The 23,152-nt window shown below is 62.3% G+C and carries 20 protein-coding genes; 14 read left to right on the top strand and 6 right to left on the bottom strand.

The genetic code is table 11. From position 1 onward, the window contains the following. Positions 1-76: 76 nt before the first annotated feature. The gene (locus QWE_RS23815) at positions 77-397 is read left to right on the top strand and encodes a hypothetical protein (protein ID WP_006728746.1); all 321 of its coding nucleotides are present in this window, start codon (positions 77-79) and stop codon (positions 395-397) included. A gap of 57 nt (positions 398-454) precedes the next feature. After that, positions 455-628: a Flp family type IVb pilin gene (locus tag QWE_RS23810; RefSeq protein WP_006728745.1), complete on the top strand. Its 174-nt coding sequence runs from the start codon at positions 455-457 to the stop codon at positions 626-628. Positions 629-637: 9 nt separating this feature from the next. Here the strand turns inward: QWE_RS23810 and QWE_RS23805 are convergent, their stop codons facing one another. Next, the gene (locus QWE_RS23805) at positions 638-1,522 is read right to left on the bottom strand and encodes a methyltransferase domain-containing protein (protein ID WP_006728744.1); all 885 of its coding nucleotides are present in this window, start codon (positions 1,520-1,522) and stop codon (positions 638-640) included. Positions 1,523-1,591: 69 nt separating this feature from the next. Between QWE_RS23805 and QWE_RS23800 the strand changes: the two genes are divergently transcribed. Genes QWE_RS23800 through QWE_RS23780 form a run of 5 tightly spaced genes read left to right on the top strand, consistent with a single transcriptional unit; the run spans position 1,592 to position 4,546 of the window. Then, positions 1,592-2,368: a ComF family protein gene (locus QWE_RS23800; protein WP_083872999.1), complete on the top strand. Its 777-nt coding sequence runs from the start codon at positions 1,592-1,594 to the stop codon at positions 2,366-2,368. Between the two features lie 46 nt (positions 2,369-2,414). Next, a complete protein-coding gene (gene grxC, locus QWE_RS23795; protein WP_006728742.1) occupies positions 2,415-2,669 on the top strand; it encodes a glutaredoxin 3 in 255 nt (84 codons plus the stop codon). A gap of 13 nt (positions 2,670-2,682) precedes the next feature. After that, on the top strand, positions 2,683-3,540 hold the full coding sequence (locus QWE_RS23790; RefSeq protein ID WP_006728741.1) for a carbon-nitrogen hydrolase family protein: 858 nt from the start codon (positions 2,683-2,685) through the stop codon (positions 3,538-3,540). Further along, a complete protein-coding gene (locus QWE_RS23785; protein ID WP_006728740.1) occupies positions 3,537-3,965 on the top strand; it encodes a DUF1178 family protein in 429 nt (142 codons plus the stop codon). Before QWE_RS23790 ends, QWE_RS23785 begins: the two co-directional genes overlap by 4 nt. Further along, the gene (locus QWE_RS23780; protein ID WP_006728739.1) at positions 3,962-4,546 is read left to right on the top strand and encodes a DUF3291 domain-containing protein; all 585 of its coding nucleotides are present in this window, start codon (positions 3,962-3,964) and stop codon (positions 4,544-4,546) included. Before QWE_RS23785 ends, QWE_RS23780 begins: the two co-directional genes overlap by 4 nt. 8 nt (positions 4,547-4,554) lie before the next feature. Here QWE_RS23780 and QWE_RS23775 read toward each other — a convergent pair whose 3' ends face one another. Continuing rightward, the gene (locus QWE_RS23775; protein ID WP_006728738.1) at positions 4,555-5,106 is read right to left on the bottom strand and encodes a DUF924 family protein; all 552 of its coding nucleotides are present in this window, start codon (positions 5,104-5,106) and stop codon (positions 4,555-4,557) included. Next, on the bottom strand, positions 5,103-5,858 hold the full coding sequence (ubiG, locus tag QWE_RS23770) for a bifunctional 2-polyprenyl-6-hydroxyphenol methylase/3-demethylubiquinol 3-O-methyltransferase UbiG (protein WP_006728737.1): 756 nt from the start codon (positions 5,856-5,858) through the stop codon (positions 5,103-5,105). Before ubiG ends, QWE_RS23775 begins: the two co-directional genes overlap by 4 nt. Positions 5,859-6,027: 169 nt before the next feature. Between ubiG and QWE_RS23765 the strand changes: the two genes are divergently transcribed. Next, positions 6,028-6,582, top strand: coding sequence for an SH3 domain-containing protein (locus QWE_RS23765; RefSeq protein ID WP_083873001.1), 555 nt, complete (start codon positions 6,028-6,030; stop codon positions 6,580-6,582). A gap of 45 nt (positions 6,583-6,627) precedes the next feature. Here QWE_RS23765 and QWE_RS23760 read toward each other — a convergent pair whose 3' ends face one another. Then, a complete protein-coding gene (locus tag QWE_RS23760; protein ID WP_006728735.1) occupies positions 6,628-8,004 on the bottom strand; it encodes a virulence factor family protein in 1,377 nt (458 codons plus the stop codon). Then, positions 8,001-10,601 (bottom strand): bifunctional lysylphosphatidylglycerol flippase/synthetase MprF, encoded by a 2,601-nt coding sequence (gene mprF, locus QWE_RS23755; protein WP_006728734.1) that lies wholly within the window; start codon positions 10,599-10,601, stop codon positions 8,001-8,003. The genes QWE_RS23760 and mprF overlap by 4 nt, the downstream gene beginning before the upstream one ends. A 282-nt stretch (positions 10,602-10,883) precedes the next feature. Here mprF and QWE_RS23750 point away from each other — a divergent pair, with 282 nt between their 5' ends. From QWE_RS23750 to clpB, 6 genes are all read left to right on the top strand, one after another. Continuing rightward, positions 10,884-12,158: an aspartate kinase gene (locus QWE_RS23750; RefSeq protein WP_006728733.1), complete on the top strand. Its 1,275-nt coding sequence runs from the start codon at positions 10,884-10,886 to the stop codon at positions 12,156-12,158. 86 nt (positions 12,159-12,244) lie between these two features. Beyond that, positions 12,245-14,512: a phosphoenolpyruvate--protein phosphotransferase gene (gene ptsP, locus QWE_RS23745; protein ID WP_006728732.1), complete on the top strand. Its 2,268-nt coding sequence runs from the start codon at positions 12,245-12,247 to the stop codon at positions 14,510-14,512. Between the two features lie 27 nt (positions 14,513-14,539). Then, complete coding sequence (prfA, locus tag QWE_RS23740; RefSeq protein WP_006728731.1) at positions 14,540-15,619, top strand: peptide chain release factor 1; 1,080 nt, start codon at positions 14,540-14,542, stop codon at positions 15,617-15,619. After that, positions 15,619-16,491 (top strand): peptide chain release factor N(5)-glutamine methyltransferase, encoded by an 873-nt coding sequence (gene prmC / locus QWE_RS23735; RefSeq protein ID WP_006728730.1) that lies wholly within the window; start codon positions 15,619-15,621, stop codon positions 16,489-16,491. Before prfA ends, prmC begins: the two co-directional genes overlap by 1 nt. Positions 16,492-16,822: 331 nt before the next feature. Continuing rightward, entirely contained in the window at positions 16,823-17,563 is a 741-nt protein-coding gene (locus QWE_RS23730) for a DUF4167 domain-containing protein (RefSeq protein ID WP_006728729.1), read from the top strand. A 207-nt stretch (positions 17,564-17,770) separates the two neighbouring features. Then, positions 17,771-20,374 (top strand): ATP-dependent chaperone ClpB, encoded by a 2,604-nt coding sequence (gene clpB, locus QWE_RS23725; protein WP_006728728.1) that lies wholly within the window; start codon positions 17,771-17,773, stop codon positions 20,372-20,374. Between the two features lie 87 nt (positions 20,375-20,461). Here clpB and QWE_RS23720 read toward each other — a convergent pair whose 3' ends face one another. Beyond that, a complete protein-coding gene (locus QWE_RS23720) occupies positions 20,462-22,405 on the bottom strand; it encodes a M23 family metallopeptidase (protein WP_006728727.1) in 1,944 nt (647 codons plus the stop codon). Positions 22,406-23,152: the final 747 nt, after the last annotated feature.

Raw genomic sequence — 23,152 nt, 5'->3', positions numbered from 1 at the left:
TCGTTAATCAAAAGTTTATAACCCTTACCGCAATATACCCTCTGTTCATGCGTCGGATACGTGTGTGGAGCGTAATATGGTAAACGAGGATTTCTGGAAGGCCGCACGGTCCCGAGAGCGGTCTTCGATCAAAACGGGCAGGACCGGGGTCTTGAATATCGCCTTGCTGTTCGGCACGGCTGCGATCGCCCTTTCGCTCGTCTTGACCCCCATGCTTGCCTCCAAGACAGACCGCAAGACGCTGGCTTTCCAGCCTGACGAGTTCGACATGATCACCACGGGGTCGATCCCGAGGGACGAGAGCGGCAAACGGTATACGATCCGCCGCAGCGTGCTTCAGAAGACACCGGGTTCCGTCTGCATCATCGACGGCTATGGCTCAGGCCCCGGCTGCTAATTCCCATTGGCCGGGGCGGGGGGCAACCATCTCGGATCCAGACTGTCAGGAGCGAGAATGCGTCTTTTACGCCAGTTGATGTCGGACCTTCGTGGCGCGACCGCCGTCGAATACAGTCTGATCGCCGCCATTATCAGCGTGGCACTGCTTTCCGGTTACAGCGCGTTCACGGGCTCGCTTCTCAGCACGTTCAACACTGTCGAAACCCACTTTACCGAAGCGAACAAGTAACGATCGCCGTCAGGGCTGATCTTGTCGCCGCGCTGGATCGAGCGCATCGGCGAGGCGCATCTTTGCAGAACCGGGCTTCAGCGGCTTCTGCTGGCTCTCATGCGGGGCCCATCCCGATAGGAAGACGATCGAGAAGGTGGCGCGGATGCGGCCATCCGGATCAGCGAATCGTTCGGCATAGAGTTCCGCTGCTCGAAGGAAAAACTTGCGCGAGACGGGGCGACGGCTGCGTCCCAAGAGCGGATTTGCCATGCCCATGGCCTTGAGGTCCCGCATCAGCGCGAAGATGTGATCATAGCGGACGGTGAAGCTTTCCTCGTCGATGACGGGAAGGGCAAACCCCGCGCGCTGCAAGAGCGAGCCGATGTCCCTTATGTCGGCGAAGGGGATGACGCGGGGGCTTGCACCGCCATAGATCTCCGTTTCGGCCGCCAGCAAAACCTCGCGCAATTCGGAAAGCGTTCCTGAACCTGGCATGGCGGCAAGCAGCAGGCCGTCGGGTTTCAGCGCACGGCGCATCTGGATCAGCATGCCGGGCGTGTCATTGGTGAGGTGCAGCGAGAGCGGCGAGAGAATAAGGTTTACCGATTGCGGCTCGAGCGGCACGCTTTCGTAACCGGAGACGGTGACCGGGTTCTCCGCTTCGCCGAAACTGGCATCGGTTTCGATGCGCCTGAGAGCGCCGATCTTGCCGGTTGCGAGTGCCGCCCTTGCGGTCAGCCCGGTCCCGCCGAAGAGTTCGACCGCATCGTCGAAACGCCGCTCGACCAGCGACAGGCGGTCGGCGAGTTCGCGAGCGGCCAATTCCAGCAGAAAATCGCTGCCGGCCGCGTTGCGGGCCATGGCACGCGCACGGTTGCGGGCGATCAGGGCTTCGTCGAAAATCTCGTTCATGGCGGGAATCCTGGATTGCAGCCTTGTTCCGGCATTGGCCGAACGCCCGAGCGAGCGTAAAGTCGATGCATGTGGGCTCATTTAGTGCAGAAAAGCGCATCCGTCAGCCGGCATCATGCCGGATCGGCGCTGCGCGGGCTGTTTCATCTCATCTATCCACCGGCCTGTGCTCATTGCCATGCCCGTGTCGCCAGCCATCATGCGCTCTGTGCCGCGTGCTGGGGCGGTATGCGGCTGATCGACAAGCCCTTTTGCCCTGTTCTCGGTCTGCCGTTCGCCCATGATCCGGGTGAGGGGATGGTTTCACCACAGGCGATCGCCCATCCGCCGGTCTTCGATCGCCTGCGCTCGGTCGCCCTCCACGAGGGGGTGGCACGGCATCTGGTGCATGATCTCAAGTATCGTGATCGGGTGGATCTGGCGCCAATGATGGCCGGTTGGATGCTGCGGGCAGCCTTTCCGGAAATTGCCGCCGCGGACGCCATCGTCTGCGTGCCTCTGCACCGAATGCGGATGTTTCGGCGCATGTTCAACCAATCGGCGGAGCTGGCGCGGCATTTGGCGCGGCAATCGGGCAAACCCTTTCTCGCGGACGTGCTGGTGCGGCGGAAGCGCACGCAGCAACAGGTGGGCCTGACGGCGAACCAGCGTTCGCTCAACGTGCGCGGTGCCTTCGAGGTGCCGGACGCACGACAGGATCACGTCTTCGGCAAGCGTCTGGTGCTGGTCGACGATGTCTACACGACGGGGGCGACGGTCAGTGCGGCGACGACTGCCCTGAAAAAGGCAGGCGCTCAGGATGTCACTGTTTTGACCTTTGCAAGGGCACTTGCCGGGCCTATATGAGGGGACCAAACCCCTGTCTACCCGACGCTTTCCGGCGGAGAACTTCATGGCTGACGTCACGATCTACACACGGCAATTCTGCGGCTACTGTGCCAGCGCCAAGGCGCTGCTCGATAAGAAGGGCGTCGGCTATGTCGAGCATGACGCGACAGGCAAGCCGGAACTGCGTGAGGAAATGATCGCCAAGTCCGGCCGCAACACCTTCCCGCAGATCTTCATCGGCAGCCAGCATGTCGGCGGCTGTGATGACCTGCATGCGCTCGACCGGGCCGGCAAGCTCGATCCGCTTCTCGCAAACTAAGGACTGATTGGTCATGGTATTCAAGGCTGCCGCCGTCCAGATGTGCTCCGGGGTCGATCCGGAGAAGAATGCCGAAAGCATGGCGCGGCTCGTGCGCGAGGCTGCCCGCCGCGGGGCGATCTATGTCCAGACGCCGGAAATGACGGGCGCGGTGCAGAAGGATCGCGCCGGTCTTGCCGCCGTGTTGCGCGACGAAGAGACCGATCTCATTGTCAAAAAGGCGTCGGAGCTCGCCAAGGAGCTTGGCATCCATCTGCATGTCGGCTCGACCGCGATCAAGCTGGCCGACGGCAAGATCGCCAACCGGGCCTTTCTGTTCGGGCCTGACGGCAAGAAGATCACCTCCTACGACAAGATCCACATGTTCGACGTCGATCTCGACAATGGCGAGAGCTGGCGTGAAAGCGCGGTCTACCGGCCGGGCGAGAGGGCTGTTGTCGCCGATCTGCCATTTGCCAAGCTCGGCTTCGGCGTCTGCTACGACGTGCGCTTCCCGCATCTCTTCCGGGCGGAAGCCATGGCGGGTGCGCAGATCCTGACGACGCCGGCCGCCTTTACCAAGCAGACCGGCGAGGCGCATTGGGAGATCCTGCTTCGTGCCCGCGCGATCGAAAACGGTGCCTATGTCATTTCGGCCGCCCAGGCGGGCGTGCATGAAGATGGGCGCGAGACCTTCGGTCATTCGATGATCGTCGGGCCCTGGGGCAAGGTGCTGGCGTCGGCCGGTGGCACGGGCGAGGACGTTGTTGTCGCCGAGATCGATCTCGAGGCCGTGAAGGCTTGCCGGGCGAAGATCCCGAACCTGAAGAACGGTCGCGACTTTGCGCTCGACATCGCGCCTGTCCTCGCCAAGGGAGGCGTTACGGTTTGATCCGCTATTCGCTGTGCTGCGAAAAAGCCCACGAATTCGAAGGGTGGTTTTCGGAGAGTGCCGAATTCGACCGGCAGAAGGCTTCGGGTTACCTGACCTGCCCCGTCTGCGGATCGGCCGAGGTGGGCAAGGTGCTGATGGCACCGGCCGTCTCGACCGCCCGTCAGAAGGAAGAGACCCAGGCGCTTGCCGTCTCCGAGGTACAGAAGCAGGCCTTCGTCAAGCTCAAGGAGGCGATCCGGGAGATCCGCGCGAGCAGCGAGGATGTCGGCGAGAAGTTTCCCGAGGAAGCCCGCAAGATCCACTATGGCGAGGCAGAAGCCCGCGGCATCATCGGCCAGGCCTCGCCCGTCGAGGTCAAATCGCTGATCGAGGAAGGGATCGAGATCGCGCCGCTGCCGGTCCTGCCTGATGACGTGAATTGACGACCGCCTCGCATCATCTCGCGATCTATAATTTCGGCGTCCATACGGAGGCTTATCTTACGGGGTCTGTGCAGGGATTTTCGCTCAGAGAACCGTTCAACTTCGAGGCTGCAAGCCGTGCGGCCGGTTTTGTCGGTCGCTCGGGCTATGCGGGTGAGCCAGGGCCTGAAAGCTGGGGCGAACAGGTTTTTCCACGCTTTCTGAGGGAGATCGGTCGAGACAGCGGTGTGTCGTCACTCTCGCTATGGCTCGATATCGAGTGCCTTGTCGCTTTCACCTATGCAGGGGTGCATGCGGATGCCCTGAAGCATGCGCGTCAGTGGAACGAGCGACAGGGCTGGCCGCCTTTGGTGCTCTTCTGGGTCAAGGCGGGAGAGACACCCGGCTGGAGCGAGGCAGTGCGGCGCTTCGAGCTTCTGGCAGATCAGGGGCCTTGTCCGGACGCCTTCAGTTTCAAAAGTGCCTTCACCGCCGACGGTGGCCCCTATCTCGTCAATCGAGAGCGCATCAAGCAGCTGACCGCCGAAAATCTCGAAGCGCAGGCCGATCTGATGTCAGCCGTCAAAGCCTTGCCCGTCTGATCAAGGGCTTAGCCCTTGAAACCGTCTTCGTCGAGATAGGCCTGCTCTTCGGGCGTTGTCTTGCGGCCAAGAGCGGCGTTGCGGTGTGGAAAGCGACCGAAGCGCTCAATCAGATCCAGATGCAGAACGGCCCATTTCAGCGCTTCTGCGTCCCCGGTCTCGTCGCGGTGCTTCTCGAAAAGCGAGACGCTGTAGCGCTGGTCTTCCATGTCTTCCGAGTGTTCGAAGGGCAGGTAGATAAAGGGCCGCAGGATCGGCTCGACTTGCTTGTCGAAACCCTTGGCCAACGCGTGATGCGCAATCGTTCGGGCAAGCGGATCGGTTGCATAGGAATGCGCGCTGCCGCGAAAGAGATTGCGCGGAAACTGGTCGAGCAGCAGAAGGAGGGCGAGGGTGCCCTCCGGGGTCTCCTGCCAATCCGACAGTTCGTTGCGCGAGGCCTGGAAATGCAGCTCGGCATAGTCCGCTGCGATTTCGGCGTCGAGCGCTTCGTTGCGTGAGAACCAGGCTTCCGGGCCGTGGCGGAGCCAGAAGTCGATGATCGTCTGCGGCGCCGTCATGTCGCCGATCCCGGGCGTCTCGCCAGCATCATGTAATTCACATCGATGTCTGCCGAGAGATTCCACTGGTTCTGAAGTGGATTGAAGAAGACACCCTTGGTTTCGAGGATCTGCATGCCGTTTGCCGAGAGGGGCCGTTCGATTTCCTCGGGACGGACCAGCTTCTCGTATTGATGGGTGCCGCGGGGCAGCCAGCGCAGGACATATTCGGCGCCGACGATGGCAAGGGCTGCGGCTTTCAGCGTCCGATTGATGGTGGAGACGAGCATCAGGCCGCCGGGGCGAACCATGGAGGCGCAGGTCGAGAGGAAGAAATCGACGTCGGCAACATGCTCGACGACTTCCATGTTCAGTACGATGTCGAAGGTCTCGACCTGAGCCGCGAGCGCTTCGGCCGTCACGGCACGGTAATCGACATCGACGCCGCTCTGGGCGGAGTGGGTCATGGCGATCTTGATGTTCTTCTCTGAAGCGTCGGCGCCGAGCACGCTCGCGCCCATGCGGGCAACGGGTTCGGACAGAAGGCCGCCGCCGCAACCGATGTCGAGGACACGCAGCCCTTCCAGCGGGCGGGGACTCTTCGGATCGCGGCCGTAATGCTCGACCACCTTGTCCCTGATATAGGCGAGGCGCACCGGATTGATCTTGTGCAGCGGCTTGAATTTGCCGGTTGGATCCCACCACTCGGCCGCCATTGCGGAAAAGCGGTCGACTTCGGACTGATCGATGGTGGTGCGGGCCTCTGCACTCATGACGGAACCTCCTGGCGCGTTTGGTCATGAAGTCGTCTCGATGACCTTTAAAGTCAAGGGTGGAGACGTCGCAGGTGCGGCGCCCGAGCGGAACCGGCAGACGCAATTGCGCGTTGCCCTGCCAGACAAGACCGGCTCGCCGGTTCTGCGCAGACAGGAGATCACGATCATGAAGTCAATCTGGTTCGCTGCAGCGCTGGCTGCATCCGCAGGCGCCTTGCCGGCAGTCGCCGAGGCGGCCTCGGCCTTCTCGACGGCCAATGTCAACATGCGGTCAGGGCCCAGCACGCAGTATCCGGCGGTCGTCGTAATCCCGTCTGGCACCCGCGTGAACATCCAGGGCTGCCTTTCCAGCGCCAACTGGTGCGACGTCGCCTTTGCCGGGTATCGCGGCTGGGTTTCCGGATCCTATCTGCAGACGACCTATTCGCAGCGGCGCGTCAATGTGGGGCCGCAATATTATCGCCCGCTCGGCATCCCGACCGTGACCTTCAGCATCGGTCGCTACTGGGACGATCATTACCGCAGCCGACCGTTCTATCGTGATCGAGACCGCTGGCGAGACGGTGATGTGCGCGACAACCGACGCGACCGCGATCGTGATCGCCGCGTCGACAATGACAGGCGCGGACGCGAGATCGAGCGACAAAGCGACCCGGGACGGCTTCCCTTGAGGCGGATGATGCAGGAGCGCTGCGAACGAGACCCGAGCGCCTGCCGCTAAGGCTATCGACCATCACTTTGAGAGGGAGCGAAATGCTCCCTCTTTCTATTTGACCATTCGTTTGTCGAGCCCGTCGAGGATCCGCTTCGCGAGAGCGGGGTAATCCCCGTCGAAATGGTGGCCGCCCTTGATGCCGATCGTCTCGACCGGTCCGCCGACCAGCTGCTTGCAGGCATCATCCTCTTCCTCCGTGCCGAACATGCACTGAACGATCGACGGATCGATCTTCGCCACGTCTGTCAGCGGATCGGATACCCCGCCGTTGCTTGTGCCCAGCCAGCCGGAAACTGAGACCTCGTAGTCTGCCTGATGCGAGAGTGCGAGCAGGCTGATCTGGGCGACGCGCGGTTTTAGCTTTTCGGGCAGGCCATTGTAGGCGGCGGGCAGGATGTCAGCGCCGAAGGAATAGCCGATCAGCAGCACGTGTTTCACCTTCCAGCGTTTCTCGTAGGTGTGGATGATCGTGGCGAGATCGGCGGTTGTCTGCTCGGGTGTCTTCTTCGTCCAGAAATAACGCAGCGAATCCACGCCGACGACCGGGATGCCGGACGCCTGGAAATTGGTGCCGACCTGGCTGTCGAGATCGCGCCAGCCGCCGTCGCCGGAATAGACTACGGCCATCGTATCTCGGGTCGGCACAGCGTCGAGGACGGTGAGCGGCAGACCGAGCGGCGTCTCGGTGGCGTTGCCGGCGGCGATCAATTCGTCGATGGTGTCGGAGAAGGATTTCGACGGATCGCTGCCAGCGTCGCGCTGGTCTATGTCCGGATGGCTGGTTTCGAGCGCGGCCACGTGGGCACGGGCGTCGGCCTTGGCTGCCGGACTGAACAGAACGGTTGCGGGATCGGGCAGCTCGCCCGGGCTGAGGCCGTAGATCATCCTGTCGCCGACGACCTTCTTTTCCGCCGGGGTGCAGAACTGCTTGGTGAGCGGGACGCCGGCCTCGGGATCGAGAGCGAGCGTCTGGCCGATCGTGGCCTTCGGCGTCTGGGCGAGGATGGCAAGCGCGAGAGCGCCGCCTTCGCCGCGACCTGCGATGATGGGCGGGAGGAGATTGGAATTTCCGGCCCTGCGCTGCAATTGGTGGGCAAGCGCCTCGATATCCGAAACTGTGTAGATGCAGTCGCCTTTGTCCTGCGAGAGGGATGCGATGTATTTGGGTGTGTCTATGCCGACGACAATTGCCCCATTGGCTTGCAGCCGTTCCGCTTCCAGCTGGTCTGACGGTTGCCATCCTGGTGCATCGGAGAGCAGCACCACAAGCGCCTGGGGATCACCGTCGGGCATGAGAGTGAGGGGCGAGGGGATCATGCCGGTGTCGAGCGGCGGGTCCTCCGCATAGGCATTGTTGTCCGGGATGAGGTGGGTGAGAGCCGCGAGGAGGGGAAGAGCGAGGATGGTCGTCCGCAGCAGGGATTTCATTTCTTCACCACGCCTTTCAGGCCGCCGCCGATCAGTAGTGTCGCGTCGAGCAGGGCCAATACGGGATTGAGACCACCGGCGACCGCAAGATAACGCGGCTGCCAGTCGGGATGGAATTTGGACTTGAAGGCGCGAAGGCCCTTGAAGTTGTAGAAGCGTTCGCCGTGTTCATAGAAGGTGTTGGCGACGCGGTCCCAGACAGGGGCTACCTCGCGGCGTGAGAGACCCGAGAGTGGCGCCATGCCGAGGTTGAAATGGCGATAGCCCTGGTCGCGCAGTGTCGTCATCAGGCGGACGAAGAGGAAGTCCATCGCGCCTTTCGGGGCATCCGGGGCGAAGCGCATCAGATCGATCGAGGCCTCCTCGCGGGTGTCCGTCAGTAGCAGGTTGGCGAAAGCGACGATCCGGCCTTCGTGGCGCAGGATGGCGACCGGTTGTGCTGTCATATAACCATCGGTGAAAGCGCCGAGGGAAAAGCCCTTCTCCTTCGCCCGGTGATGGTCGAGCCAGGCGTTGGAGATCTGGCGGAGATCGTCGAGAATCGGGGCTAAACCCTCCGTCGGGATAATCTCGAAGGTGAGGCCGTCGCGCTCGCCCTTGGCAGCGGTCTGGCGCAGGCCCGCCCATTTGCCGCCCTTGAGGTCGAAGCGCTCGAGATCGACCACGGCCATCTCGCCGAGTTTGAACGCCTTCATGCCGGCATCGGCAATGACCGGCAGGATGGCGGGTGAAGCCTGGTAGAAGACGGCGCGGCATCCGCTCGCACGGGCTTTCTCGACAAACTGCCAGACGAGCTCGTCGCGAGAGGATTTAGGCCCGATCGGATCGAGAAATGCGATCAACGAGCGGCCCTGACGTCCGTACATCAGGAAGGCTTCGCCATCGGGCGAGACCATGACCGACTTGTCGCCGGTGCGCACTAGATTGGCGTCGGCCACGTCGTTCCGGTCTAAAATGGCGACGGCTTTCGCCAGTTCCTCCCCGTCAGCTGGACGGATGGCCGGGGCTGCCGGGCGCATGAGGCTGAAGAGGCAGACGCCCATGGCAACCACGGTGAGGCCGAGCATGGCGCGCAGCGAGCGGGGCGCTTCGGCATCGAAGGCGAACTGCCACCAGAGCGCATGGCTGTATTCGACATCGCGATAGACGAAGAGCAGCACGACGATCGCGCCGCCGATCAGGATGGCGACGGCGAGCAGCCAGGAAGACGTCAGCGCCTGGCCGAGAGACGCCTTGCGATGAAATAGCCGGCGGCTCGGGAGGAGCGCGAGGACCAGAATGGCCAGAAGGGCCGCTTCATAGATGGCGACCGCCTTGGCAAGCGACAGGGCCAGAGCGAGCAGCGCGATAACGAGGGCGCCCCACCAGGCACCGTCCAGTCTCTGGGCGAGGCCGCGGGCGACGATGACAAGCATCAGGCCGAGAATGCTGGCGAGGAAATGCGCGCCCTCGACAACGGGGAGCGGCAGGAACCCGGCGAGCAGGTCGAGATTGTCGCCGGGCGTCGGCGTGACGCTCGACAGGACGAGCATGGCGCCGAGAACGAGGGCGAGGGCCGCGAGAAGAGTCGGCGCAAGGCGGCCGGCAGTTCTTGCCGCACCCGATGCCAGCGGGCTCGATTTCAGCCGGTGCAATTCCGTGGCCGTGACCAGGAGGATCGCGATAACCAGCGGCAGGACATAGTAAATCGCGCGGTAGACGACGAGCGAGGCTAGCAAGGCATCGGCCGGTACCTGGGAGCCGAGGGCGGCGAGCATGACGGCTTCGAAGACGCCGAGGCCCGCCGGTACATGGCTGACGACGCCGATGCCGATGGCAACCGCGAAGACAACGAAGAAGGCCGGCCAGGAGATCTGCGCCTCCGTCGGCAACAGCGCGTAAAGTACGGAGGCGGCAAAGGCGACGTCGAGAACGGTCACCAGGAATTGCCGGGACAGGGTCCCGGTATCGGGAAGGTTCAGTGTGCGGCCGGCAATCCGTAGACGGCCGCGCCGGGCGATGCCGAGAAGCAAGAGGATCGCGAGCAGGATCGCGGCGCTGACCGTCGCAAGCGTCCCGGAGGTCATGCCGAGGAGCGGCGCGATTTCGCCCGCCATCGGTATCAGGCTTCCGGTAGTCAGAATTGCGAGGCCAAGTGAGAAGGAAAGCGTGACGAAAGCGATGATGCGGCCGATTTCATCCGGTGACAGGCCGGCGCGGGAATAGGCGCGGTAGCGGATCGCGCCGCCCGACAGGGCTCCGAAACCAGCGACATTGCCGACGGCATAGGCGCTGAAGGCGGTGAGCGCGACTTCCGGCCAGGGGCGCTTGCGGCCGATGAACGACAGTGCGTTCAGGTCGTAGAAGCAGAGTGTCAAGAAGCTCAGCATGGTGAAGATGATCGCAAGTGCGATCGAGGCGGTACTCGTCGCGGCCAGCGACCGCAGGACATCCGCATAGCTGACCTCTTCCGTCAGTCGGTAAACGGCATAACCGACGGCGGCGAAGACGACGAGAGCCATGATCGCTGCGATCGACTTCGCATGCCTGTTGAAGAAAGAGGGCGGCGGGAGCGTGTCGCCCTGGAGAACCTCGGGAAATTCGTCTGCAACTTTCATGACGCCCTGTCCGGTATCGGTCGACCCGTGTGCGACAGCCCAGCCTCCCAGCCTGAGCGTCGTGTCATGGTTGGCTCCCGAATTCGATCCAAATTATGGCAGGGTTCCAGGGGCATTGCGGCACCGAAAAAACCGCGCCTTACCGTACCGTTTGGGGGGCAAGTGGCCGTTGCGCCCCGGGAACATATAGACTAAAAGCCCCGCAACCTGAGGCTTATCCGCTCAGGTCGGTGTTTCTGTGCCGGGGTTCCGGCGTCTTTCAAGGGCATATGGTTCAAGTCTATGGCTCGCATCGTCATGAAGTTCGGCGGGACATCCGTCGCCAATCTGGATCGCATCTATAACGTCGCGCGCCATGTGAAACGCGAAGTGGATGCGGGTCACGAAGTGGCCGTCGTCGTCTCCGCCATGTCGGGCAAGACGAACGAGCTGGTCGACTGGGTGCAGACCATGCCCAAGGTCGCGGGTGCCGACTCGCCGTTCTACGATGCGCGCGAATATGATGCGGTCGTGGCCTCCGGCGAACAGGTCACATCCGGTCTTCTCGCCATCGCTCTCCAGTCGATGGGCATCAATGCCCGCTCCTGGCAGGGCTGGCAAATCCCGATCAAGACCGACAATGCTCATGGTGCTGCCCGCATCCAGGAGATCGACGGCACCGACATCATTCGCCGCATGGGCGAGGGCCAAGTGGCGGTCGTCGCCGGTTTCCAGGGCATCGGTCCTGATAACCGCATCGCGACGCTCGGCCGTGGTGGCTCGGATACGTCTGCCGTGGCGATCGCTGCTGGCGTGAAGGCTGACCGCTGCGATATCTATACCGACGTGGACGGCGTCTACACGACCGACCCGCGCATCGAGCCCAAGGCACGCCGCCTGAAGAAGATCGCGTTCGAGGAAATGCTCGAAATGGCCTCGCTCGGCGCCAAGGTGCTGCAGGTTCGCTCCGTCGAACTCGCCATGGTGCACAAGGTCCGCACCTTCGTGCGCTCCAGCTTTGAAGATCCCGATGCACCGGGCATGGGTGATCTGATGAACCCGCCCGGTACGTTGATTTGCGATGAGGAAGAGATCGTGGAACAGGAAGTCGTCGCCGGTATTGCCTATGCCAAGGATGAAGCCCAGATCTCGCTGCGGCGCCTCGCCGACCGGCCGGGTGTTTCCGCTGCGATCTTCGGGCCGCTGGCTGAATCCCACATCAATGTCGACATGATCGTCCAGAACATCTCGGAAGACGGTTCGAAGACCGACATGACCTTCACCGTGCCCTCGGGTGACGTGGACAAGGCGCTCGCCGTTCTCGGCTCCAACAAGGAGAAGATCGGCTTTGACGTTGTCCAGAGCGAGAAGGGTCTCGTGAAGGTGTCCGTCATCGGCATCGGCATGCGCAGCCATGCGGGTGTTGCCGCGACCGCCTTCCGGGCGCTGGCCGAGAAGGGCATCAACATCAAGGCGATCACGACCTCCGAGATCAAGATCTCGATCCTGATCGACGGCCCCTATGCCGAGCTCGCGGTTCGGACTTTGCATTCCTGCTACGGTCTGGATAAGAATTGATTCCTGAGAGCGGACTCGCGTGACCCGACCCCTGAAAAGGCAAGGGTAACAATCCGCTGACCAATGGGAAGTGGAGCAAAAACGCGATGAGAGACCTTTCTGCGGGTCCCCGCGTCCTCCTCAAGCGGCTACGCGAATTGATGGCGGAGCCGCTCGAGCCGCAGGAGCGACTGGATCGGATCGTTCGCCAGATCGCGAACAACATGGTCGCAGAGGTGTGCTCCGTCTATGTGCTCCGCTCCGACGGCGTTCTCGAGCTCTATGCCACCGAAGGTCTGAACAAGGACGCGGTTCACCTGGCGCAGCTCAAGATGGGCCAGGGTCTCGTCGGTACGATCGCGGCCTCGGCGCAGTCGCTCAATCTTTCGGATGCCCAGGCGCATCCGGCCTTCCGTTACCTGCCGGAAACCGGCGAAGAGATCTACCACTCCTTCCTCGGCGTGCCGATCCTGCGCGCCGGACGAAGCCTTGGCGTTCTCGTCGTACAGAACAAGGCGCAGCGGAACTATCGCGAGGACGAGCTCGAGGCGCTCGAGACGACCGCGATGGTGATTGCGGAGATGATCGCCACCGGCGAGCTCAAGAAGATCACTCGTCCCGGGCTCGAACTCGACCTGACGCGACCCGTCTCGATCGACGGGGACAGCTATTCCGAAGGCATCGGTCTCGGCTATGTCGTGTTGCACGAGCCGCGCATCGTCGTCACCAATCTTTTGAACGAAGACAGCGAGACGGAAATCCGCCGTCTGGCGACGGCCCTGGGGTCACTCCGGATCTCGATCGACGACATGCTGTCGCGGCGCGAGATTTCCATGGAAGGCGAGCATCGCGACGTGCTCGAAACCTACCGCATGTTCGCCCATGACCAGGGCTGGGTGCGGCGCATGGAAGAGGCGATCCACAACGGTCTGACGGCGGAAGCTGCGGTGGAGAAGGTACAGAGCGACACCAAGGCGCGCATGATGCGCCTGACCGATCCCTATCTGCGCGAGCGCATGCACGACTTCGACGATCTCGCGAACCGGTTGCTGCGCCAGTTGACCGGCTTTTCGCCGCACAGTGCGGCCGAAGGTTTCCCGAACGATGCGATCGTCTTTGCCCGCGCCATGGGAGCGGCCGAATTGCTCGACTATCCGCGCGAGAACCTGCGCGGCCTTGTGCTCGAAGAAGGGGCCGTCACCAGCCATGTGGTGATCGTCGCGCGTGCCATGGGCATCGCCGTGGTCGGCCAGGCGGCCGGTGCAGTGGCACTTGCCGAAAACGGCGATCCGGTCATCATCGACGGTGATGACGGCAAGGTGCATGTGCGCCCGGTTGCCGATCTGCAGCGGGCCTATGAGGAAAAGGTCAAACTCCGGGCCAAGCGGCAGGAGCAGTTCCGGGCGCTGCGCGATGTCGAGCCGGTCACCAAGGATGGGCACCGGATCAAGCTGCAGATGAATGCCGGTCTTTTGGTCGACCTGCCGCAGCTGGCCGATTCCGGCGCCGATGGCATCGGGCTGTTCCGCACCGAATTGCAGTTCATGATCTCGTCCACGATGCCGAAGGGCGAGGAGCAGGAAAGCTTCTATCGCAATGTGTTGAAGCAGGCGGCTGGTCGTCCGGTCACCTTTCGCACGCTCGACATCGGCGGCGACAAAGTAGTTCCCTATTTCCGCGCCCAGGAAGAAGAGAACCCAGCACTTGGCTGGCGTGCGATCCGCCTGTCGCTCGATCGGCCGGGGCTCTTGCGCACGCAGCTGCGCGCGCTGTTGAAGGCAGCCTCCGGCGCCGAGTTGAAGATGATGCTGCCGATGGTCACCGAGGTCTCGGAGATCCGGGCCGTGCGCGAGCTGATGCAGAAGGAGATCCAGCACATCTCCAAGTTCGGTCATCAACTGCCGAAGAAGCTGCAGTTCGGCGCGATGCTCGAAGTGCCGGCGCTGCTCTGGCAGCTCGACGAGCTGATGGACGAGGTGGATTTCGTCTCGGTCGGATCGAACGACCTGTTCCAGTTTGCCATGGCCGTTGATCGCGGCAATGCACGGGTGTCCGACCGCTTCGACGTGCTCGGGCGGCCGTTCCTCCGGATTCTCAGGGATATCGTCCGTGCCGGCGAGCGCAACAAGACCCCGGTGACGCTGTGCGGTGAGATGGCGTCGAAGCCGCTTTCGGCCATGGCACTGCTCGGCATCGGCTTCCGTTCGATCTCGATGTCGCCGACCGCGATCGGTCCGGTGAAGGCGATGCTGCTCGGTCTCGACATCGGTCAGCTCTCCGAGGTTCTGATGGCTGCGCTTGACGACGACACCCCGGGCGTGTCAGTGCGCGACCTGCTCCTTCGCCATGCGGAAGAGCACAACATCCCCGTCTGACTTTGACGACTGACCTTGGAGTAAAGGGTGGCGAAGCTTCCTGTCGAGAAAATGCGCGAACTCGAACGCCGCTTCGGCGAGATCGAGGCGCGAATGTCTGCGGGACCGGCAGCCGACGTCTATGTGAAGCTCGCATCGGAATATTCCGAACTCGAGCCGGTCGTGAAGAAGATCCGCGAATACCAGGCTGCGATCGATGAGGCCGACGGCTTGCGCGCCATGCTGTCCGACAAGGCGACGGACCGGGAGATGCGCGAGCTCGCGGAGATGGAGCTGCCCGAACTCGAAAGCCGGATCGAGGCACTTGGAGACGAGATGCAGATCCTGCTCCTGCCGAAGGACGCGGCCGACGAAAAGAGCGCGATCCTCGAAATCCGCGCCGGAACCGGCGGGTCCGAGGCAGCACTCTTTGCCGGCGACCTGTTCCGGATGTATGAGCGCTTTGCCTCGACCAAGGGCTGGAAGGTCGAAGTGCTCTCCGCCAGCGAAGGGGAAGCCGGCGGCTACAAGGAAATCATCGCCACGATCAGCGGTCGTGGCGTGTTTTCCAAACTGAAGTTCGAGTCCGGCGTACACCGCGTGCAGCGCGTGCCGGAGACTGAAGCGAGCGGACGTATTCACACCTCTGCGGCAACCGTTGCAGTGCTGCCTGAAGCCGAAGACATCGACATCGAGATCAAGCCCGAAGACATCCGCATCGACACGATGCGCGCCTCGGGTGCCGGTGGCCAGCACGTCAATACGACGGACTCGGCCGTGCGCATCACGCATTTGCCGACCGGCCTGATCGTGACGTCCTCGGAGAAATCACAGCACCAGAATCGCGCCAAGGCTCTGCAGGTGCTGCGGTCGAGGCTCTACGACATCGAGCGGCACAAGCTGGACAGCGAGCGATCGGCCAACCGAAAAAGCCAGGTCGGCTCCGGCGACCGCTCCGAACGCATCCGCACATATAACTTCCCGCAGGGGCGCGTGACCGATCATCGGATCAACTTGACGCTCTACAAGCTCGACCGGATGATCGAAGGCGATCTCGACGAGATGCTGGATGCGCTGATCTCCGACTATCAGGCCGGACAGCTCGCCCAGCTCGGCGAAACCCAATGATGGACGCGGCGCCCTCGGCTAAGTCTCTGATCGTCGAGGCGCGGCGGCGCTTCGAGGCGGCTGGATTGGCCGATGCTGCTGGTGATGCGCGGGTGCTCGTCTGTGGCCTTCTCGAGCTTAGCCCCACGTCCCTGTTGCTCGAGGGTGAGAAGCCGGTTTCGCAGGAAGGCGTGGCACGGGTGGAGGCGGGCGTGCTTCGGCGGCTCGCTCGCGAACCGGTCCATCGTATCCTCGGCCGGCGTGAATTCTACGGGCTCGATCTCGGGCTGTCGGCCGGGACGCTCGAAACCCGACCGGATACGGAAATCCTGGTTGACGTGATCCTGCCACATCTCAGGTCTATGGTTGCGCAAGGTCGCAAGCCGAGACTTGTCGATCTTGGAACGGGAACCGGAGCGATCGCGCTTGCGCTGCTTCACGAATGTCCCGAGGCCGAGGCCGTGGGGATCGATATCTCCGAAGATGCCTTGAAGACAGCGGCTGAGAATGCCGAGCGCAACGGGCTGGCGTCACGTTTTGCCACGCGGGCAGGTTCCTGGTTCGACAAGACAACCGAACGCTTCGACATCATCGTTTCCAATCCCCCCTATATCCGCAGCGATGTGGTCAAGGGACTGGAACCGGAAGTGACCAAGTTCGATCCGATGGCAGCGCTGGATGGTGGTCCGGATGGGCTCGACGCCTACCGAGCGATTGCCGAGGGGGCGGCAAGCCACCTCGAAGACCAAGGGCTTATCGGTCTGGAGATCGGTTTCGACCAGCGTCGTGATGTTGCGCAAATATTTGAACTGGCAGGTTTTTCCCTTGTCGAAGAGCGCCGCGACTATGGTGATAACGACCGTGTCCTGGTGTTTGCGAAGCGGCTTGATTAGCGCTTTTGCTGCGGCTGCTAAGGATAATTACGGGAAACATAGAAAAAGGCTTGGTTTTCCGGATGAAGCGTAATAGTTTGCGGGCACGCAACGGGCGGCGGGGAAAGAACGAAGATTCGTTCGCGACTGGGCCGGCTTCGAAAAAGGTTCGCTGTCGAACTCAGCGAAGCACGACAGGACTGTTGCGTAACTCAGTAAACTCGACTTTCACCAGCGGCGAGCAAGGCGAGAGCGCGGTCTGTCGGCGGCGCGTGGAGACTTGGTCCGGTTCAACCAGAGCCAATGACGTTGCCCTTTATCAGCACAACAAAGACATTCAGGTGAATCATCTATGAGGCCAGGACAGCAGAATAAGCGTGGTCGGGGGCGTAACAACAATGGCGGCGGTGGCGGCGGCGGTGGAAACAATTTCAACCGCAAGGGCCAGAACCCGCTGACCCGGACCTATGACAGCTCCGGCCCCGATGTGAAGATCCGCGGCACCGCCCAGCACATTGCCGAGAAATATGGCGCACTCGCACGCGACGCCCAGAGCGCCGGCGACCGCGTCATGGCGGAAAACTATCTGCAGCATGCCGAGCACTACAACCGCATCATCGCGGCCGCTCAGTCGCAGATGCAGGAACGCTTCCAGCGCGACGACCGCGAGGGCGGCGACGATCGCCAGGACTATAACGAGCGCGATGGCGAGGACTTCGACGGTTCGGACGACAATGTCGGCCAGGCCAGCGAACGTTCGCAGCAGCCGGCCCCGCAGCCGCAGCAGCAGAACCGTCCGCAGCATGAGCGCCGCCAGCGCGAGCCGCGTGAGCCGCAGGCTCAGCCGCAGCCGCAGGCAGAGATTGCCGGTACGGGTCCGCAGCCGGTCATCGAAGAGATGCCAGCTGAAGCGGCAGCCGCTGCTGCCGAAAGCCAGGCGGATGCCGGGGCCGAGCGCCAGCCGCGCCGTCGCAATGCCGGCAACCGTCCGCGTCGTCAGCCGCGCCGCAGCGCTGCCGGTGATGAAGGTGGCGAAGGTGGAAATGGCGAAGGCGGCGAAGCGCCCGCTCTTGCCGAAGCCACTTCGGAATGAGCTTTTCGAGCTCGACTTGACGATTGCAAAACTCCGGGCCCAGGCCCGGAGTTTTTCGTTTATCTGCCTCTTTAAAGGGCAAAATCCCGCTCCCATATCTCGGTCAAGGGAGCGGTTTCCGCTCCGGGGTCCGCCGCTTTCGGGGGCCTCATCCACAACATCCGACCTGCGCCGAATGCGGGCAGGGCGGGGAAACGGAGAGTGACGATGAATATCGAGAAATATTCCGAACGCGTGCGCGGTTTTCTGCAATCGGCGCAGACCTATGCCCTGTCGGAAGGGCACCAGCAATTCACACCCGAACATGTGTTGAAGGTTCTGCTCGACGACGAGCAGGGGATGGCCTCCTCGTTGATCAGCCGTGCGGGTGGCGATCCGAAGGCGGTACGCATCGCCAATGATGCCGCTCTTGCCAAGCTGCCGAAGGTGTCCGGCGGCAATGGTCAGGTTTATCTCGCACAGCCGCTCGCCAAGGTGTTTTCGACCGCCGAAGACGCGGCCAAGAAGGCTGGCGACAGCTTCGTCACCGTCGAACGCCTGCTGCTGGCTTTGGCGATTGAATCCTCTGCTTCGACCTCAGCGTCGCTGAAGAAGGGCGGAGTGACGGCCGGCGCCCTTAACCAGGTGATCAACGAGATCCGCAAAGGCCGGACCGCCGATGGTGCGAATGCCGAAGCGGGCTTCGATGCTCTGAAGAAATATGCGCGTGACCTGACCGAGGAGGCCCGTGAAGGTCGGCTCGATCCCGTCATCGGGCGCGATGACGAGATCCGCCGCACGATCCAGGTTCTGTCGCGTCGCACGAAGAACAATCCCGTTCTGATCGGTGAACCCGGGGTTGGCAAGACGGCGATCGCCGAGGGCCTGGCGCTGCGCATCATCAATGGCGATGTGCCGGAAAGCTTGAAAGAGAAGAAACTGATGGCACTCGACATGGGTGCCCTGATTGCCGGTGCCAAATATCGCGGTGAATTCGAGGAGCGGCTGAAGGCGGTGCTCAACGAGGTGCAGGCCGAAAACGGCGAGATCATCCTGTTCATCGACGAGATGCATACGCTTGTTGGTGCCGGCAAGGCCGATGGCGCCATGGATGCTTCCAACCTCCTGAAGCCGGCGCTTGCCCGCGGTGAACTCCACTGCGTCGGGGCGACTACGCTCGACGAATACCGCAAGCATGTCGAAAAGGACCCGGCGCTCGCCCGGCGCTTCCAGCCGGTTATGGTTGAGGAACCGACGGTCGAGGATACGATCTCGATCCTGCGCGGCCTGAAGGAAAAGTATGAACAGCACCATAAGGTGCGGATCTCCGATTCCGCTCTGGTTGCTGCTGCGACGCTTTCGAACCGCTACATCACCGACCGCTTCCTGCCGGACAAGGCGATCGACCTGATGGACGAGGCCGCCTCGCGGCTCCGGATGCAGGTGGATTCCAAGCCCGAGGAGCTCGATGAACTCGATCGCCGCATCATTCAGCTGAAGATCGAGCGCGAAGCGCTGAAGAAGGAAACCGATGCGGCCTCCGCCGACCGGCTCGCGCGTCTCGAAACCGAGCTCACCTCGCTCGAGGAAGAGGCGGATGCACTGACAGCCCGCTGGCAGGCGGAAAAGCAGAAGCTTGGCCTTGCCGCAGACCTCAAGCGTCAGCTCGACGAAGCCCGCAACGAGCTTGCGATCGCGCAGCGTCAGGGTGAATTCCAGCGCGCCGGCGAACTCGCCTATGGCGTGATCCCGAAGCTCGAAAAGGAGCTGGTGGATGCCGAAGCGCAGGATGGCTCGGCCGCCGGCAACATGGTGCAGGAGGTGGTCAATCCCGACGGGATTGCCCATGTCGTCTCACGCTGGACCGGCATCCCGGTTGACAAGATGCTGGAAGGCGAGCGCGACAAGCTGCTTCGAATGGAAGACGACCTGGCGAAATCGGTCGTTGGTCAGGGTGATGCGGTGCAAGCCGTGTCGCGTGCGGTGCGCCGTGCGCGTGCCGGTCTGCAGGATCCGAACCGGCCGATCGGCTCGTTCATCTTCCTCGGACCTACGGGCGTCGGCAAGACCGAGCTCACCAAGTCGCTCGCGCGTTTCCTGTTCGATGACGAGACGGCCATGGTTCGCCTCGACATGTCGGAATACATGGAGAAGCACTCGGTCGCCCGGCTGATCGGGGCGCCTCCGGGCTATGTCGGTTACGAGGAAGGCGGGGCGCTGACGGAAGCGGTGCGGCGCAAGCCCTACCAGGTCGTGCTGTTCGACGAAATCGAGAAGGCGCATCCTGACGTCTTCAACGTTCTCCTTCAGGTGCTCGACGATGGGCGTCTGACGGACGGGCAGGGCCGGACGGTCGACTTCAAGAACACGATCATCATCATGACCTCGAACCTCGGGGCCGATTATCTGACCAGCCTCGGGGAGGATCAGGATGTCGACCAGGTTCGTGAGCAGGTGATGGACGTGGTCAAGGCCTCGTTCCGACCGGAATTCCTCAACCGTGTCGATGAGATCATCCTCTTCCACCGGCTGCGCCGGACGGAGATGGGCGCGATCGTCGATATCCAGATGAAGCGGCTTTTGTCGCTGCTGTCGGAGCGCAAGATCCGCCTGGATCTCGCCCCGGACGCCCGCGCCTGGCTCGCCGACAAGGGTTACGACCCGGTTTATGGTGCCCGTCCGCTGAAGCGGGTGATCCAGAAATACCTGCAGGATCCGCTCGCGGAGCAGATCCTATCGGGTCAGGTGCTCGATGGATCCGATGTGACGATCGAGGCGGGCAGCGACCGGTTGTTGATCTCGCCCAAGGCATCGGTCAGCGCTGCGGCCTGAGCCCAACTGCGTCGTCAGTCCAAAAACAAAAACGGCGGTCCTTGCGGGCCGCCGTTTTTCGTTTGTCCGAGGGGTCGATGGTTCAGTTCAGCGGCTTGCGACCTGGGCCGGGCGTCCACCACTCTGCAGCAGGGTGTCGATGCGCTGGCGCTCCTGCTGGAAGGCGGCAAGTGCCGGACCCTCGAGCGCCTTGCCACCGGGCAGGCGAACTTTCATCGCATCGACCTTCGTACCGTTGACGATCAGCTCATAATGCAGGTGCGAGCCGGTCGAGGCGCCGGTCGAGCCGACGAAGCCGATCACCTGGCCCTGGTTGACCTTGGCGCCGGGCACGATGCCCTTGGCGATGCCGCTCTGGTGATTGTAGGAGGTGACATAACCATTGGCATGGCGGATCAGCGTCTGGTTGCCGTAGCCGGAGGCCCAGCCGGCTTTCTCGACGACGCCATTGCCGGCGGAAATGATCGGCGTGCCGCGCGGGGCTGCCCAGTCGACGCCGGTATGCATGCGCGAGTAACCGAGGATCGGATGCCGGCGCATGCCAAATCCCGAGGTGAAGCGGCCATTCGGCACGGGGTTTCTCAGCAGGAACTGGCGGATCGATTTGCCGTTTTCATCGAAATAGTCGATCGATCCGTCTTCGGGATCCTGAAAGCGGTAGAACTGAGTGATCGAGTCGCCGAAGCGGGCGCGCACATAGAGGAGATCGCTGTCCTCGGTCGCGCGACCTTCATCGTCGGTGACGGAGAAGATGGCTTCGAGCATGTCGGTCGGCTTCAACTGTGCCTGGAAATCGACATTGGCAGCGAGAAGCCGGATGACCTGGGCCGTCAGATCCTGGTTCATCCCGTAGGATAGGGCGGCGCGGTAGATGCCGTCATAGACGCGGGGCAGATCGCGGCCGGACATCAGCGCCGGCTGGGAGGTCTCGAACGCACCCGCCACGGCGTCGAGTTCCGGCGGTTCCGCACCCTCGACGAGACGGCCGACGTCATTGACGGCCATCGTCACGATATGATCGGCCCGATGGTAGAGGGAAAAGCGCACGAGGCGGACCTCTTCACCACGCTGCAAGAGCCCGACGCGGATCACGTCGCCCTCGACGAGCTCGTCGCCCTTCATGAAAGGCGCCAATGCCTTGCCGACATCCTCGGCCTTGGACTCAGGGTAGCCGGCTGCCTGCATCAGAGCGGCCACGGATTGCGGCCGTCGGACCGGCAGGATGTCGTCGGCATATTCCGGGGTCATCGGCGTGATGATCTCCGGTTCGGCGACGCTCATGTTTTCTTCAACGATGCGCGCGGCCATGCCAACGGAGAGATCGAGCCCCGTTTCCTCGGCATCGAAGCGACGCGGGTCGATATAGTAGAGGGCCGCGACCTGGGCATTGCCGTCGGTCAGCACGGAGCCGTTCGAGCGGACATTCTCTTCGACCTCGTCAAAGGTCATTTCGCCGGCCAGCGGCTTGTTCGGAACCGTCGGAAAGGGGCTCGACTTCAGAATGACCTCGGATTCGACATCCGAACCATAAAGCGAGCCGGTGCGATTGGCGACCGCCGGGGGCGTGTCGTCGGTGGCGAAGATCGCCAGCGGGTCGAAACGCGGATAGCGCTCCTGATTGGCATAGTCGGCGGCAAGAACCATCTTCACATGGGCGAAGGGCAGCTTGCGGACCACCTCGCGCTCACCGTCCTTGAAGACGGTGGGCACGTCGAGAATGGCCTTGTCGACCGGGCGAGCTGCGATTTTGGGGGCGAAGATCCTGTCGCCACGCATGGTTTCCTCGGCGGAACCGTCGCCGAGATCGGGCGGCACGACGGCAAAGGCTTCGGCCGGGATGGCGAGCTGCTGGCGGCCGTCGAGTGCGGCAAACAAGGCGACGCCCATCAGAATGCAGGAGGTGATGCCGGTGAGGAAGGTGCCGGACAGCCAGCGCAGGGAGATCTCCCGGCGATCGGGCGCACGAAGACCGTCGGCCAGGATCGGAGGCTCACCACCAAGCGAGCGCATCAGGTCGCGGTCTGTCGTCATGCCGTCTTCTGGTCTGTGGCGTAAGGGCAGGGCCCTGGCCGGTTCTTCGACTGGATCACGTCTTCATGTCTCATGTTTTGGCCCGACCCGTCAAATCGCGGCGGACGACCGCCTTAAGATCAGGCAAATATGGAAATTGCGCGGCACGCGCACGCGCACACGAGGGCATGCACCTATGCGAGGGGACATGGCGCGGTCAGAGAGAGGTGCCAGGGGCGGGGATTGGACGGTATTTTGAGGCAAAAGGGGCGTCAAACGCTGGGGTCCGTGGGCTGTCAGATATGCGGTGTTTGAAAAATCTTGCAATTTCAACTGCTTGTCGATTTTCTCAGATTTTCTCGAAGAAGCCTGTTGACTGCTCGGAGAAGCGAATCTATACATCCGCTCACTGACGAGGGCGGCGGCGCTGCTAGCGACGAAGTCCTTCGTTCTTGAAAATCTCTTGAAATTGGCTGCGATGCTGGTTTTGTTGCCCGACTTGAGGGTTGGGCGGTGATGGATTTTCGACGGGTTTTGGTCCGTCTGTTTTTTGACAATTGAAGATGGAAGAAAGAGAAACGTGGGCGGCGGTCTTGCGTAGATGAAGTGGAGACACTTTGTCTTAGAAGACAAGATGACGGTCACGTTTTGATATGAGAACACCAGATTGGTAGCGCAGTGATGCGTTTTCAATCGAGTGAGTTCTCGTCGATTCAGAACATAAAGTGATTAGTCACGATTGAATTCTCAACTTGAGAGTTTGATCCT

This window comes from Agrobacterium albertimagni AOL15, from assembly GCF_000300855.1.
Taxonomy (GTDB): Bacteria; Pseudomonadota; Alphaproteobacteria; order Rhizobiales; family Rhizobiaceae; genus Allorhizobium; species Allorhizobium albertimagni.
Note: the sequence above shows the minus strand (reverse complement) of the source record. Positions and strands in the feature narration are given on the sequence as shown.

What these genes read in the sequence shown, in the direction of transcription:
- QWE_RS23815 (WP_006728746.1), top strand. Translation starts at nt 77, where the DNA reads ATGGTAAACGAGGATTTCTGGAAGGCCGCACGGTCCCGAGAGCGGTCT.
- QWE_RS23810 (WP_006728745.1), top strand. Translation starts at nt 455, where the DNA reads ATGCGTCTTTTACGCCAGTTGATGTCGGACCTTCGTGGCGCGACCGCC.
- QWE_RS23805 (WP_006728744.1), bottom strand. Translation starts at nt 1,522, where the DNA reads ATGAACGAGATTTTCGACGAAGCCCTGATCGCCCGCAACCGTGCGCGT.
- QWE_RS23800 (WP_083872999.1), top strand. Translation starts at nt 1,592, where the DNA reads ATGTGGGCTCATTTAGTGCAGAAAAGCGCATCCGTCAGCCGGCATCAT.
- grxC (WP_006728742.1), top strand. Translation starts at nt 2,415, where the DNA reads ATGGCTGACGTCACGATCTACACACGGCAATTCTGCGGCTACTGTGCC.
- QWE_RS23790 (WP_006728741.1), top strand. Translation starts at nt 2,683, where the DNA reads ATGGTATTCAAGGCTGCCGCCGTCCAGATGTGCTCCGGGGTCGATCCG.
- QWE_RS23775 (WP_006728738.1), bottom strand. Translation starts at nt 5,106, where the DNA reads ATGACGGCGCCGCAGACGATCATCGACTTCTGGCTCCGCCACGGCCCG.
- ubiG (WP_006728737.1), bottom strand. Translation starts at nt 5,858, where the DNA reads ATGAGTGCAGAGGCCCGCACCACCATCGATCAGTCCGAAGTCGACCGC.
- QWE_RS23765 (WP_083873001.1), top strand. Translation starts at nt 6,028, where the DNA reads ATGAAGTCAATCTGGTTCGCTGCAGCGCTGGCTGCATCCGCAGGCGCC.
- QWE_RS23760 (WP_006728735.1), bottom strand. Translation starts at nt 8,004, where the DNA reads ATGAAATCCCTGCTGCGGACGACCATCCTCGCTCTTCCCCTCCTCGCG.
- mprF (WP_006728734.1), bottom strand. Translation starts at nt 10,601, where the DNA reads ATGAAAGTTGCAGACGAATTTCCCGAGGTTCTCCAGGGCGACACGCTC.
- QWE_RS23750 (WP_006728733.1), top strand. Translation starts at nt 10,884, where the DNA reads ATGGCTCGCATCGTCATGAAGTTCGGCGGGACATCCGTCGCCAATCTG.
- ptsP (WP_006728732.1), top strand. Translation starts at nt 12,245, where the DNA reads ATGAGAGACCTTTCTGCGGGTCCCCGCGTCCTCCTCAAGCGGCTACGC.
- prmC (WP_006728730.1), top strand. Translation starts at nt 15,619, where the DNA reads ATGGACGCGGCGCCCTCGGCTAAGTCTCTGATCGTCGAGGCGCGGCGG.
- QWE_RS23730 (WP_006728729.1), top strand. Translation starts at nt 16,823, where the DNA reads ATGAGGCCAGGACAGCAGAATAAGCGTGGTCGGGGGCGTAACAACAAT.
- clpB (WP_006728728.1), top strand. Translation starts at nt 17,771, where the DNA reads ATGAATATCGAGAAATATTCCGAACGCGTGCGCGGTTTTCTGCAATCG.
- QWE_RS23720 (WP_006728727.1), bottom strand. Translation starts at nt 22,405, where the DNA reads ATGACGACAGACCGCGACCTGATGCGCTCGCTTGGTGGTGAGCCTCCG.